Raw genomic sequence first — 13,719 nt, forward strand, 5'->3', positions numbered from 1 at the left:
GCGCGAAACTACTTCGCCGTCGTCGCCATTGCCGCCACTCTGCTCTGGATAAGGTAACTGTCCACACGGCCTAGAGGCAATCTCCTCGGGTCGCGCGATCCGCTTCATCGCATGCAGGCCCGCGGCCCAGTCCTTCTGACTTTGATCGCCCGCCATTGCGGTATCCACACCGCCGGGCAACAGCGCGTTGGCCCTGATGCCCATAGCGGCGTAGTCGGCGGCTATCCCCTTCACCAGGCCCATCAGTCCGGCCTTGGAAGCTCCATAGGCCGCCATGCCGGGAATGCCAACGCTGGTGCCGACAAAGCTGGATGTGAAGACGATTGAGCCTCCGCCGCGCGAAAGCATCGCCGGAATCTGACTGCGCGCGCCGAGAAATGCTGCCGTAAGATTAGTCGTCAGGGTGTGCTGCCACTCCTCCGGCGAAATCTCCGCCAGCGGCCTTGCCGGACCGACCGTGCCAGCATTGTTGATGGCGATGTCGAGGCCCCCGAATTCGCTCGTAGCGGCAGCGACGGCCATTTCGTGGGTTTCGGGCAGGCCGACATCGCCGCCGACGATGATCGCACGCCCTCCCTTGCTTCGGATTGTCTGGGCCACCTCGTCAAGTTGAGTTGTGCGCCGCGCGGTCAGGACCATCGCCGCACCTTGCTCGGCAAACATCAGCGCAACCGCCCGACCGATCCCGGAAGACGCGCCCGTGACGATGGCGACTTTATGTTTAAGTAGATTCATATCTCGAACATCTTTCTGCTGTCGTTATGGGCAGCAAGGTATTCAAGCCTCCTTTGGGAGCCACCCGATTCCTGCGTTCGAAAACAAGACGTGTCGATCGGTGTGTGCCGCGCGCGCGTAGAGCGAAAAGCCCGCAGTCAGAGGCGCGGCCCCCAATCCATCGCGACGGCCACGCTATGGCGCCCCCGCGTGAGCGCAACGTACTCGGCCGTGGAGTCGACCATGCCTCCGTCCCCGCCGATGTCCGATCTTGGGGTCCAAATGGACATCACCTGCATCGGGATTGCCTAGATTTGCTCGGTATTGGCGCTCGATTTCATCGAAGCGAATTCTGTGGAATCGCCGTTTTTGGCGATTCCACATTTAAGTGAGTGGCTGGCCTGCTCCGGGGCCTTTCTTTTTCTTTCCGAATGCCCGGTAACGGCCCACTGCGACAAAGTAGCTCGGAAAGTGGTCCACCACGCCGATTGTTTGCAAGCTGGTATGTCGCATACCTTAGGTAGGCGCTAGCCGACAGCCACCGCGCAAACAGCGGTGCACCGTGGGGGCGGTCAGTCCGGCGCGAGAGGCCAAGGGGCGGTCCATCCTTCCCGTGGCTCCTCTCGAGGATCGAGCATTATTCGAAAGAAGCGGATGCCGCGCCTGAACAGCCCTCATACAGTTCCAATCGGCCGCACGATCGCAGCGGGTGATCGATCACCGGAAAGGTGCCGGATGACCCGCAGCACGTGATCGGGATGGGCTGATCGCAAGCCGACAAAGAGCGGCGCGTTAAAGTTCTTAGGGAGGACACCAGATGAAGCATTCCATTCTGCATCTTGCATTGGCGGCCGTCGCAGCGTTGTGCGCGAGCGGTACCGGAGTCTCTGCCGCCTGGGAGCCGGTTCGTCCGGTCGAGTTCATCGTACCCGCCGGCACAGGCGGCGGTGCGGATCAGATGGCGCGCACGATCCAGGGCATCGTGACCAAGCACAATCTGATGAAGCAGCCGATGGTCGTCATCAACAAGGCTGGTGGCGCCGGAGGTGAAGGTTTTCTCGATGTGAAGGGGTCATCGGGCAATCCCCACAAGATCATCATTACACTCTCGAATCTTTTCACGACGCCACTGGCAACGGGGATTCCCTTCAACTGGAAGGATATGACCCCGGTCGCAATGCTGGCGCTCGATGAATTCGTGCTCTGGGTGAATGCCGAGAAATCCTACAACAAGGTCGGCGAATATGTTGACGCCGTAAAGAAGGCGCCGGCCGGCACGTTCAAAATGGGAGGCACCGGCTCGAAGCAGGAGGACCAGATCATCACGGTCGCCGTCGAGAAGGCGATCGATACCAAGTTCACCTACATCCCCTACAAAGGCGGCGGCGAAGTCGCCGTTCAGCTCGTCGGCAACCACGTCGATTCGACCGTCAACAATCCGATCGAAGCGGTAGCGCAATGGCGCGGCGGCAAGCTCCGTCCGCTCTGCGTCTTCGACGCCCAGCCAATGGCCTATGACGAGCCGATCGCCGACGGCAAGGGCTGGAAGGATATTCCAACCTGCAAATCGCAGGGCCTCGATATGGAGTATCTGATGTTGCGTGGCATCTTCATGCCGCCGAAAGCCACCAAGGATCAGATCGAATATTACGTTCGAACTGTTCAAGAAGGTGCGCGCCACGCCTGAATGGCAGGATTTCATGAAGAGCGGCGCATTCAACACCACCTTCCTGACCGGGGCCGACTACGCCAAGTGGGTCGAGGCGGAGCAAAAGCGCCACGAGGTATTGATGAAAGAAGCTGGTTTCCTCGCCTCGGCGAATTGATCCGGCGATATCAACCAAGCACGCACGAGCGTGTCCCCTCGATTGCGAGTCCCGAGCTCACGATTCAGCCTGGAGGCCTTATGACTGCGCGTAGATCAGACGCTGCCGGCCCGGCACACAAGGCAGTGGAAACCGGCATGGCACTGCTGATCGCAGCCTTCGGCATTATCGTGATCATCGGCAGTTCGAAGGCCGGCATCACCTGGGGCGCGGAGGGCCCGCGTGCGGGCTTCTTTCCCTTCTACATTGGAATCTCCATCGTCGCAGCGAGCGCCATCAATCTCTGGAGCGCGCTGCGCGACAATGACGACCGATTGTTCGCGGAGTGGGGACAGCTTCGCCAGGTGATGAGCGTGGTTGTGCCCACCGCGATCTATGTCGGTTCGATGCCCTTTGTCGGGCTCTATGTCGCCTCGATCATTTTCATCGGCTGGTTCATGCGGTGGCTTGGCGGCTACCGATGGCTCCCGACCGTTGCCGTGGCGTTCGGCATGCCCATCATCACCTATCTTGTCTTCGAACGCTGGTTCCTCGTTCCCCTTCCCAAAGGTCCTATCGAGGAATGGCTCGGCCTATAGAAGCCGCATTGTGGTCGGTTCGCTGTTGCAGGACGTATCGAAATGGAAGAACTCGCCAATCTTTTTCACGGCTTCGCCGTAGCCCTGCAGCCCTACAACATGATGCTGATGGTCGTGGGCATCATGCTCGGGGTGATCATTGGCGTGCTTCCCGGGCTCGGTGGCGCAAACGGCGTTGCGATCCTCTTGCCGCTGACCTTCAGCATGCCGCCGACATCGGCGATCATCATGCTGTCCTGCATCTACTGGGGCGCGTTGTTCGGCGGGGCGATCACCTCGATCCTGTTCAACATACCGGGTGAACCCTAGTCGGTGGCGACGACGTTCGATGGCTATCCGATGGCGCAACAGGGCAAGCCTGGCGAAGCGTTGACGGCAGCCTTCACCTCCTCGTTCGTGGGCGCGCTGTTCGCCGTCGCCATGATCACGCTGGTGGCCCCGCTGGTCGCAAGCTTCGCGTTGCGATTTGGTCCTGCGGAAAAATTCGCGGTGTATTTTCTCGCGTTCTGCAGCTTCGTCGGCCTGAGCAAGGAGCCGCCCTTCAAGACCATCGCCGCGATGATGATCGGCTTCGCGCTTGCAGCCGTCGGACTCGATTCGATCACCGGGCAGTTGCGATTGACGTTCGGGATCACCGAATTGCTCAACGGGTTCGATTTTCTGATCGCCGTCATCGGTCTTTTCGGCATCGGCGAGATCCTCCTGACAATGGAGGAAGGATTGAGCTTCCGCGGCGGCAACGCGAAAATCAATCTGCGCGTGGTGCTGCAAACCTGGAAAGAGCTGCCCGCGTACTGGGTGACGTCGTTGCGCTCTTGCCTGATCGGGTGCTGGATGGGTGTCACGCCGGCCGGAGCAACGCCGGCATCCTTCATGAGTTACGGCATCGCCAAGCGGCTCGCTAAGAACGGCAAGAATTTCGGCAAGGGAGAAATCGAGGGCGTGATCGCGCCGGAGACGGCAGCTCACGCCGCCGGGACCTCGGCACTGCTGCCGATGCTGTCGCTCGGAGTGCCCGGCTCTCCGACGGCCGCTGTTCTTCTCGGCGGCCTGTTGATCTGGGGCCTGCAGCCCGGGCCGATGCTGTTCGTCGAGCAAAAGGAATTCGTCTGGGGCCTGATCGCCTCGATGTATCTCGGCAATCTCGCGGGCCTGCTCGTCGTGCTCACCTGCGTACCCATATTCGCCGCTATACTTCGCGTGCCGTTCAGCATCATCGCGCCCCTCATTCTGGTGCTCTGCGCGATCGGCGCCTACTCGGTTCACAACAGCACATTCGACGTGATGCTGATGCTGGTCTTCGGCGTGCTCGGCTATCTGCTCAAGAAGTGCAACTATCCTCTCGCCCCTTTGGTGCTGGCCATTGTGCTCGGCGACAAGGCGGAGGAGGCATTCCGGCAATCGCTGCTCGGGTCGCAAGGTTCGCTCGCGGTGTTTTTCTCAAATGGGCTGGTCAGCACGATCATGGTCCTGGGGCTCGTTGCCCTTTTCTGGTCCGCGATTCAGGAAGGCTACAGCCGGCTGCGAACAGCGGCCGCTTGAGGCGCAGCTTCTTATCGATTCTGGGATATAAAATACCAAAGCTCAAAACGGCTGGGCGATCGGTGTTATCGCACTTCTTGCGTCCGACCTACCCGCTCACATACCTCCTGAATCCGTCAGTCCAAAGCGGGCGCGCCGAGCTCGCTTTCCAAAGGTGACCTTCAGATCACCCGTGATGATTCTTGCGTGAATCCAGTCGCTTCAGAGCATCGATAGAAATCGCGCTGTGGACCATGGTCTTGGGTTCGAAGTGAACCCGTTCGGTTGAACCAAGTTGTTGATTCCGAGTACCGATGCCCGCCTGCGACATTTGCGCGCGGTTCGTACCGACGCTTGAATGTTGGCATATTAGATACCAAGATGGCCGCCGCGCGTCCGGGACATAAGATAACAGGGGCGCGCCTTGGGAGGACCTATGACAGAGATGGTGCAGGCTACGGCTCCGCCAGCGGCCCGTGTCAGCGATACCTTTCGCTGGACACAACTTGCGATCGGCGTCGCGGCGATGGTGATGATCGCCAACTATCAATACGGTTGGACATTCTTCGTCCCCGACATTCAGAAAAAATTCGGTTGGGATCGCGCCTCTATCCAGTGGGCCTTCACCCTTTTCGTTTTGTTTGAGACATGGCTGGTGCCGATTGAAGGCTGGTTCGTCGACAAATACGGCCCGCGCATCGTGGTTCTCATCGGCGGCATCCTCTGCGCCATCGGCTGGGCCATCAATGCCCAGGCGACCTCGCTCAACGGCTACTATCTCGGCATGATCATCGCGGGCATCGGCGCCGGCGGCGTGTACGGCACCTGCGTCGGCAACGCGCTGAAATGGTTTCCCGACAAGCGCGGTCTGGCGGCTGGCATCACCGCGGCTGGCTTCGGCGCAGGCTCGGCGCTGACGGTCGCGCCGATCCAGGCGATGATCAAGGACTCCGGCTTCCAGACCACCTTCCTCTATTTCGGTCTCGGCCAGGGCATCATCATCGTGCTGCTCTCCTTCTTCCTGCTCGCGCCGAAGTCCGGACAGGTTCCGATGGTCGCGCAGAACGCCAATCTGGTTCAGAGCCGGCGCAACTATCAGCCGACGGAAGTGCTGCGGCAACCGATCTTCTGGCTGATGTACTTCATGTTCGTGATCGTCGGCGCCGGCGGCCTGATGGTGACGGCGAACCTGAAGCCGATCGCCGTAGACTGGAAGATCGACAGTGTCCCGGTGACCCTGATCGGCATGACGATGACCGCCGTGACCTTCGCCGCCACCATCGACCGTGTCCTCAACGGCCTGACGGCTGTTCTTCGGCTGGATCTCCGACAATATCGGCCGCGAGAACACGATGTTCATCGCCTTCGGCATGGAGGGCATCGGCATCTGGGCGCTCTACATGTTCGGCCACGATCCGATCTGGTTCGTGATCCTGTCGGGCTTCGTGTTCTTCGCCTGGGGTGAGATCTACTCGCTGTTCCCCTCCACCTGCACCGACACCTTCGGCCCGAAATTCGCGACCACCAATGCCGGCCTGCTCTACACCGCCAAGGGCACGGCCGCGCTGCTGGTGCCGATTGCGAACTACATGCAGCAGACCGCAGGCAATTGGGACAATGTCTTTCTCATCACCGCGGGCGCCAACATCCTGGCATCGCTGCTCGCCATCCTGGCGCTGAAACCGTGGCGCAAGGTCGTGGTGGAAAAATCGGGCGCGTCGTAGATCGCGCAACGCAGTTGGCATGAAGCGCCCGGCCCACAGCCGGGCGCTTTTTTTCTGCTGCGCTTCCAATTTTTCGAAATCGCCGTGACCGGCGAGCTGCGGCATGGCCTATGCCGCACTGCAGCACAAGTTCGGCTTGCATTGTGGGATATAGTATACCAACATCCGCCCGGTGCTTGCGACGATAAGTCACAAACTCGCGACAGAAGGCCGCAACCGCAAGCACGCGCTCGGGAGGACTTGATGGTTTTAAGCAACGCCGCCACCGCACCCTCAACACCTTCGTCCAACGGCTTCCGCTGGTTTCAGCTCGTCATCGGCATCGTCTGCATGGCGATGATCGCCAACCTGCAATACGGCTGGACGCTGTTCGTCGATCCGATCGACGCGAAGCATCATTGGGGCCGTGCGGGCATCCAGCTCGCCTTCACGATCTTCGTGGTGACCGAGACCTGGCTCGTCCCCGTCGAAGCCTGGTTCGTCGACAAATACGGGCCGAGCATGGTGATCATGTTCGGCGGCGTGATGATCGCGCTGTCCTGGGTCCTCAATTCCTATGCGGATTCGCTGGCGCTGCTTTATACCGCCGCCGTGATCGGCGGCATGGGCGCCGGCGCGGTCTACGGCACCTGCGTCGGCAATGCGCTGAAATGGTTTCCGGACCGCCGAGGACTTGCTGCGGGCGCGACCGCCGCCGGCTTCGGCGCGGGTTCCGCGCTCACCGTGGTGCCGATCGCAAGCATGATCGCCGCAAGCGGCTACCAGACAGCCTTCTTCGACTTCGGCATCGGGCAAGGCCTGATCGTATTCCTGCTCGCCTTCTTCATTCGCCCGCCGTCTGTCGCGATACCTCCGAAAAAGAAGCAGCTCAATTTGCCGCAGACCAAGATTGATTTCACCCCGCCGCAGGTGCTGCGCAGCCCGATCTTCTGGGTGATGTATCTGGTGTTCGTGATGGTCGCCGCCGGCGGCCTGATGACCGCCGCGCAGATCGCGCCGATCGCCGATGACTTCCAGATCGCCAAGACGCCGGTCTCGCTCGCCGGCATCCAGATGGCGGCGCTGACATTTGCGATCTCGCTCGATCGCATCTTCGACGGATTCGGCCGGCCGATGTTCGGCTGGATCTCCGACAATATCGGCCGCGAGTACACGATGTTCATCGCTTTCGGCACGGCGGCGCTGATGCTGTTGACGCTGTCGACCTATGGCGCCCATCCGGTCGTGTTCGTGCTCGCGACCGCGGTCTATTTCGGCGTGTTCGGCGAGATCTACAGCCTGTTTCCAGCCACCAGCGGCGACACCTTCGGTGTGAAGTACGCCGCCACCAACAACGGCATGCTGTACACGGCGAAGGGCACCGCCTCGCTGCTGGTGCCGCTCGCCAGTATCCTCGCCAAGAATTTCGGCTGGCACGCCGTGTTCGTGATCGGCGTAGCTCTCAACGCGACGGCGGCGCTGATGGCGCTGTTCGTGATCAAGCCGATGCGACGCGCCTTCATCCTGGGCAACGAGACAGCGGCGGCACAGGCAACCGCGCGCAGCGTCACCACAGCATGAGCGCAGACGTTGTGACGGGCGAAGGCGCACTTCGGTGCGCCTTTTCTTTTTGCCCAGAATAAAAGGCATACAAAATACAACGAGATAGATCGATCAGACGCCATCGCCCGTAGGATCGAAAGTGTCAGCGCTACTTACTGTTTTTACTGCATTTTTCTCTATGTATCCACCTCTGCTGCGTTGACAATTGGCATTTTGTATACCAAACTTGCAATCGTAAACGAACCCAAGGAGGTTGCCATGCAAGTCGGAGATATTCTGCGCAAGAAAGCCGCCCGTGTCGCAACGGTTCGCATGAACGAGACGGTGGCGATCGCCGCGCAACTGATGCGTTCGGGAAATATCAGCGCGCTGGTGGTCAAGGATGTCGTCCGCACCGAGGGCAACACGGCGGTGGGCATGTTCACCGAGCACGACGTGGTGCGCGCCATCGCCGAGCATGGCGCGGCGGGCGCCAACATGCGCGTGTCGCATTTCATCTCGGTGCAGCAACTCGTATCCTGCAGCTCGCGCGACACGCTCGAGCATGTCCGCCACCTCATGAACAAGCACCACATTCGCCACGTGCCTGTCATCGACAATTACAGCCTGATCGGCGTCATCAGCATCCGCGACATCGCAGCCGCATTCGACGAGCAGGTGATGGCCGCGCAGGAAGCCATTCCGGCCTGAAAACACCTCAGCGTCAGCGCGCCGGTCTGAGACGTCCTCGGCACCGGCGCACGACCAGCGCTGAAACATCAACCCCGCCTCTTTTGCGAAGCATCCCATGAAGATTTGCATTTACGGCGCCGGCGCGATCGGCGGCTATCTCGGCGTGCAGCTTGCGCGCGCGGGCGCAGATGTGAGCCTGGTCGCACGCGGCGCCCATCTCGCAGCCATGAAGGCAAACGGGCTGAAGCTCTTGATCGGCGATGAAGAGCGCATCGTGCATCCCCGCTGCACCGACGATGCGGCCGAACTCGGCGCGCAGGATTTCGTCATCATCTGCCTGAAGGCGCATTCGATCACCGGCGTGCTCGAACGGATGCAACCGTTGCTTGGCCCGCACACGCGTATCGTCACCGCCGTCAACGGCATCCCCTATTGGTATTTCCACAAACACGGCGGCGCCCATCAGGGTTCGACGCTGGAGACCATCGATCCCGGCGGCCGGCAGTGGCGTGAGCTTGGCCCCGAGCGCGCGATCGGCTGCATCGTCTATCCCGCCACCGAGATCGAGGCGCCTGGTGTCATCCGCCACGTCTATGGCGACCGCTTTCCGCTCGGCGAGCCCTCCGGCGAGATCACCGAGGACGTGCAGCGTCTGTCTGATGTCTTCACCAAGGCGGGCATGCAGGCGCCCGTGCTCGAGCGCATCCGCGACGAGATCTGGCTCAAGCTGTGGGGCAATGTCTGCTTCAACCCGATCAGCGCCCTCACCCATGCGACCCTGGACGTGATCTGCTCCGATCCCGCCACGCGCGCGCTCTCGAAGGCGATCATGCTGGAAGCGCAGACGATCGCCGAAACCTTCGGCATCAAATTCCGTGTCGACGTCGAACGCCGCATCGAAGGCGCGCGCAAGGTCGGCGCCCACAAGACCTCGATGTTGCAGGACCTCGAGCGCAGCCGCCCGATGGAGATCGATCCGCTGGTCACCGTGGTGCAGGAAATGGGACGCCTGACCGGGATTCCGACGCCGTCGCTGGATGCGATGCTGGCGCTCGCTGCCCAGCGCGCCCGGATCGCTGGGCTCTACGATGGAACGGTGCTTCCATCGCCGGAAGCGAAAGTTGCGGCGGTCACGTGATGCTGCAGCGTAACGTGACCCATTGGCTTCGCTTCCGCCGCCAGGGTGAGACCGGCTTCGGCGTGTTGACGCCATCCGGCATCGCTGTACATGACGGCGAGATGTTCGGCACCTCCAGGCCGAACGGACGAATACTCGTGCTGGAGGACGTCGAGATGCTCGCCCCCTCCGAGCCGACCAAGATTGTCGCGCTCTGGAATAATTTCCACGCGCTCGCCGCCAAGCTGCAGCAGCCTGAGCCGGCCGAGCCGCTCTATCTGCTGAAAGCGACCACCAGCGTCACCGCGCCGGGTGCCGTGATCGAACGCCCCCTCTCCTATGACGGCAAGACCACCTATGAGGGCGAGCTCGGCATCGTCATCGGAAAGCCCTGCACCAACGTCTCTCCTGATGAAGCCGACGACTTCATCTTCGGCTACACCTGTGTCAACGACGTCACCGCCAACGACATCCTCAACCGCGACAAGACGTTTGCGCAATGGGCCCGCGCCAAGGGCTTTGACGGCTACGGCCCGTTTGGCCCCGTCATCACCGCAGGGATCGACCCGGGAAGCCTTGTCGTGCGCACCATTCTCAACGGCGCCGAGCGTCAGAACTACCCGATATCAGACATGATCTTCAGCGCGCAGGAGCTCGTCAGCAAGATCTCGCACGACATGACCCTCTTGCCCGGCGATCTCATCGCCTGCGGCACATCGGTCGGCGTCGGCGTCATGAAGGAGCCAGTCAACACCGTGACGGTGGCGATCGACGGCATCGGCGAGCTCACGAACGAATTCAGGCAGTAGGCGACGTCACCTGAAGCCAGTGGCGTGAACCCCTTAATTCGGGGACTTTGGGTCGATCCGACTTGTTCCGCCTTGCGGAAACAACGCGGCGCTTTTGCATGATGGCGTTGCCCTGACCATCACCCGCCCCCGTGGACTTTTGCAGGGGGCGACGGCATCCTGCTGCCCGAATTCTCGATAAACAACGCGCGACCGTCCGCGCCGGGGAAACAGAGGGCAGTAATGATCAAGACACGCTTCACCGAGCTTTTCGGCGTCGAGCACCCGATCGTGCAGGGCGGCATGCAATGGGTCGGGCGCGCGGAACTCGTCGCGGCCGTCGCCAATGCCGGGGCGCTCGGCATGATCACGGCGCTGACGCAGCCGACACCGGATGATCTGCGCAAGGAAATCGCGCGCTGCCGCGAGATGACGGACAAGCCGTTTGGCGTGAACCTGACCATCCTGCCTGCGATCAAACCGCCGCCTTACGCCGAATACCGCCAGGTCATTATCGAGAGCGGCATCAAGATCGTCGAGACCGCGGGCAACAAGCCCCAGGAACACGTCGACCAGTTCAAGAAGCACGGCGTCAAGGTCGTGCATAAATGCACCAGCGTCCGTCACGCATTGTCGGCGGAGCGCATGGGCGTGGACGCGATCTCGATCGACGGCTTCGAATGCGCTGGTCATCCCGGCGAGGACGACACCCCCGGCCTGATCCTGATCCCCTGCGCCGCTGACAAGGTGAAGATCCCGATGATCGCCTCCGGCGGCTTTGGCGACGGCCGCGGCTTGGCGGCCGCGCTGGCGCTCGGCGCCGACGGTATCAACATGGGCACACGCTTCATGTGCACCAAGGAGAGCCCGATCCATCAGCTCGTCAAGGAACGCATCGTCGCCAATGACGAGCGCGAGACCGAGCTGATCTTCCGCACCATGCGCAACACCTCCCGCGTCGCCAGGAACGCGGTCTCCACCAAGGTAGTCGCGATGGAGAAGGAAGGCGCGAAATTCGAGGACGTGCGCGAACTCGTCGCCGGCGCCCGCGGCAAGATGGTCTATGCCACCGGCGATGCCGACGAAGGCATCTGGTCGGCCGGCCAGGTGCAGGGCCTGATCCACGACATCCCGACCTGCGCCGAACTGGTATCGCGGATCGTACGCGATGCGGAGGCGATCATCCGCAGCCGCCTCGAGGGCATGATTTCGGGGGCGCAGCGCCAGGCTGCCGAATAAAGCGGCCTTGCGCCCAACCAAAGAGAAGAGCCGATGAAAGCCTATGTCTATGGCGCCAATGGCGCTGAGATTACCGGCGTCGCAAAGCCAACGCCGAAGGGCACGCAGGTGCTGGTCAAGGTCCATGCCTGCGGCCTCAACCGCGCCGATCTCGGCATGACCAAGGGCCATGCCCATGGCAGCGCGGGAGGCGTCGGCGCCGTGCTCGGCATGGAATGGGCCGGCGAGGTCGCCGAGCTCGGACCTGACGCCAAGGGCGTCAAGGTCGGCGACAAGATCATGGGTTCCGGCGGCGCCGCCTTTGCCGAATACACGCTTGCCGATCACGGCCGGCTGTTCCGTGCGCCCTCGAACATGAATTTCGAGGAGGCGGCCACCCTGCCCGTCGCGCTCGCGACCATGCACAACGCCGTCGTCACCAACGGCGCGCTGCAGCCCGGCCAGACCGTGCTGATCCAGGGCGCAAGTTCCGGCGTCGGGTTGATGGCCATGCAGATCGCGAAACTCAAGGGCGCCAAGCTCGTGATCGGTTCCTCGACGGACGCGATGCGGCGCGGCCGGCTGAAGGATTTCGGCGCCGACCTCGCGATCGATTCCAGCGACGCCGGCTGGGTCGACCAGGTGCTGAAGGCAACCGGCGGCGAAGGCGTCGACCTCATCGTCGACCAGGTCTCCGGCAAGACCGCCAACCAGAACCTCGCTGCGACCAAGGTCAAGGGCCGCATCGTCAATGTCGGCCGGCTCGGCGGCACCCATGCCGATTTCAACTTCGACCTGCACGCGGCGCGCCGCATCCACTATATCGGCGTCACCTTCCGCACCCGCACCATCGAGGAGATCCGCGAGATCTTCGACGAGGTCCGCAAGGACATCTGGGGCGCGGTGGAGTCGCGCAAGCTGCAACTGCCGATCGATCGCGTCTACAAGTTCGACGAGATCGGCAAGGCGTTCGAGCACATGGAAGCCAACAAGCACTTAGGCAAGATCGTGGTGACGCTGTAAGTGCGGTCGTAGGGTGGGCAAAGCGCACCGTGCCCACCTTCGCTTGCACCGAACGTGGATGGTGGGCACGCTTCGCTTTGCCTACCCTACGCCATGCGGCTCAGATTGCCCTTCCCGCTATGGTGGCCTGATAGCCATGGATCTGCCTGGCCGTCGTAATCGCCGCAAAAATCGCTGCCAGAACGAATGCTATGGAAAAGGCGAAGAAAACAAAACGTGGCGTCATTGAGTGGGCTCCCTTTCAGGACCCCCCGCGCCATATCTAACGTGAATTCCGAGGCCTTCAAGGCGCGCACGGGCGGTCCACTTAGAATGCCGCAGACTGAAGGGCCACGCCTGTCGCGAAGGCAGAGCGTCGGCTTCTCTCAAACGGCGTGGGTGGTCACGCCATGTGCTTGGCCGTTTGCCCTTGGGTGAGCTGTGTTCCAGTCGGGCGATGGAGTTGTCAGTGCGATTTGTGACGACGCCTTACGAGACGATAGACGCCATACCCGACTGCAATAAGAGCAAGAGGAAGCCCAGCGCCAGCGACAGGTCCCGGAGCGCCATGGACGCTGCCAGGAGCGCCATGGACGCCACTGTCGGTCCAGTTGGTCGGGCTGCCATCTCCGTGGAGAACGTAACCGGTGGTCGCGATCCCTAACACAGCCAGTCCACCAAGAGCGCTTTTGAGAGACCACAAGCGCATGAATTTCCACATCCAAAACATGACTATTAATCTCCTCGCCCGCGATTTGATTAATTATTAACGTTTCGTGATAATAATAGCAATATTAAATCGTCATAATAATATCAATATTAAATCCGCTGTGCAGCCGTGATATTGCAAAGCAACACAGCCTCTAATTGATCAGTGGCTGACCGCTCGCCCCTCAGCCCGATGGTCGGGGCGACGCCTAGGCGCAAATCCCCGATTTTGCGCTAGTGGTCTATCACAGTGATTTTGACTCTTTGGGGGTGGCTGGATAGGCGCGGCCGAGTTTGGCGCGAGCTTTG

General features: G+C 61.3%; 9 protein-coding genes and 3 pseudogenes. 10 read left to right on the top strand and 2 right to left on the bottom strand.

All coding sequences use genetic code 11. From position 1 onward, the window contains the following. Positions 1-735: SDR family oxidoreductase (locus AAFX91_RS30715; protein ID WP_394569103.1), on the bottom strand; the 735-nt coding region annotated here is incomplete at its 3' end. A 796-nt stretch (positions 736-1,531) separates the two neighbouring features. On the opposite strand from AAFX91_RS30715, the pseudogene AAFX91_RS30720 reads away from it, so the two are divergent. The 10 genes and pseudogenes from AAFX91_RS30720 to AAFX91_RS30765 all read left to right on the top strand — a co-directional run bounded on the left by AAFX91_RS30720 (position 1,532) and on the right by AAFX91_RS30765 (position 12,723). Further along, positions 1,532-2,540: pseudogene (locus AAFX91_RS30720) on the top strand (Bug family tripartite tricarboxylate transporter substrate binding protein). An 80-nt stretch (positions 2,541-2,620) separates the two neighbouring features. Next, positions 2,621-3,118, top strand: a complete 498-nt coding sequence (locus AAFX91_RS30725) for a tripartite tricarboxylate transporter TctB family protein (protein WP_130582995.1) — start codon at positions 2,621-2,623, stop codon at positions 3,116-3,118. A gap of 42 nt (positions 3,119-3,160) precedes the next feature. Then, positions 3,161-4,660, top strand: a pseudogene (locus AAFX91_RS30730) (tripartite tricarboxylate transporter permease). A 415-nt stretch (positions 4,661-5,075) separates the two neighbouring features. Beyond that, positions 5,076-6,363: pseudogene (oxlT, locus tag AAFX91_RS30735) on the top strand (oxalate/formate MFS antiporter). Positions 6,364-6,606: 243 nt separating this feature from the next. After that, positions 6,607-7,923 carry an oxalate/formate MFS antiporter gene (gene oxlT, locus AAFX91_RS30740; protein ID WP_394569104.1) on the top strand — a complete coding sequence of 439 codons (1,317 nt, stop codon included), beginning with the start codon at positions 6,607-6,609 and terminating at the stop codon, positions 7,921-7,923. Between the two features lie 240 nt (positions 7,924-8,163). After that, entirely contained in the window at positions 8,164-8,595 is a 432-nt protein-coding gene (locus AAFX91_RS30745; protein WP_394569105.1) for a CBS domain-containing protein, read from the top strand. Positions 8,596-8,692: 97 nt separating this feature from the next. Beyond that, entirely contained in the window at positions 8,693-9,715 is a 1,023-nt protein-coding gene (locus tag AAFX91_RS30750) for a 2-dehydropantoate 2-reductase (RefSeq protein WP_394569106.1), read from the top strand. Then, positions 9,715-10,503 (top strand): fumarylacetoacetate hydrolase family protein, encoded by a 789-nt coding sequence (locus AAFX91_RS30755; protein ID WP_394569107.1) that lies wholly within the window; start codon positions 9,715-9,717, stop codon positions 10,501-10,503. The genes AAFX91_RS30750 and AAFX91_RS30755 overlap by 1 nt, the downstream gene beginning before the upstream one ends. Positions 10,504-10,725: 222 nt before the next feature. Continuing rightward, positions 10,726-11,721, top strand: coding sequence for an NAD(P)H-dependent flavin oxidoreductase (locus tag AAFX91_RS30760; protein WP_394569108.1), 996 nt, complete (start codon positions 10,726-10,728; stop codon positions 11,719-11,721). A 33-nt stretch (positions 11,722-11,754) separates the two neighbouring features. Beyond that, positions 11,755-12,723, top strand: coding sequence for a zinc-binding dehydrogenase (locus AAFX91_RS30765; protein WP_394569109.1), 969 nt, complete (start codon positions 11,755-11,757; stop codon positions 12,721-12,723). Positions 12,724-12,823: 100 nt separating this feature from the next. Here the strand turns inward: AAFX91_RS30765 and AAFX91_RS30770 are convergent, their stop codons facing one another. Next, positions 12,824-12,949, bottom strand: coding sequence for a hypothetical protein (locus tag AAFX91_RS30770; RefSeq protein ID WP_282526297.1), 126 nt, complete (start codon positions 12,947-12,949; stop codon positions 12,824-12,826). Positions 12,950-13,719: the final 770 nt, after the last annotated feature.

It is taken from the genome of Bradyrhizobium sp. 31Argb (genome assembly GCF_043638955.1).
In the GTDB taxonomy this organism is placed as follows: Bacteria; Pseudomonadota; Alphaproteobacteria; order Rhizobiales; family Xanthobacteraceae; genus Bradyrhizobium.

Bases quoted from the DNA above. Each gene is read 5' to 3' on its own strand.
- AAFX91_RS30725 (WP_130582995.1), top strand. From the start codon at position 2,621: ATGACTGCGCGTAGATCAGACGCTGCCGGCCCGGCACACAAGGCAGTG.
- AAFX91_RS30770 (WP_282526297.1), bottom strand. From the start codon at position 12,949: ATGACGCCACGTTTTGTTTTCTTCGCCTTTTCCATAGCATTCGTTCTG.
- oxlT (WP_394569104.1), top strand. From the start codon at position 6,607: ATGGTTTTAAGCAACGCCGCCACCGCACCCTCAACACCTTCGTCCAAC.
- AAFX91_RS30750 (WP_394569106.1), top strand. From the start codon at position 8,693: ATGAAGATTTGCATTTACGGCGCCGGCGCGATCGGCGGCTATCTCGGC.
- AAFX91_RS30755 (WP_394569107.1), top strand. From the start codon at position 9,715: ATGCTGCAGCGTAACGTGACCCATTGGCTTCGCTTCCGCCGCCAGGGT.
- AAFX91_RS30760 (WP_394569108.1), top strand. From the start codon at position 10,726: ATGATCAAGACACGCTTCACCGAGCTTTTCGGCGTCGAGCACCCGATC.
- AAFX91_RS30765 (WP_394569109.1), top strand. From the start codon at position 11,755: ATGAAAGCCTATGTCTATGGCGCCAATGGCGCTGAGATTACCGGCGTC.
- AAFX91_RS30745 (WP_394569105.1), top strand. From the start codon at position 8,164: ATGCAAGTCGGAGATATTCTGCGCAAGAAAGCCGCCCGTGTCGCAACG.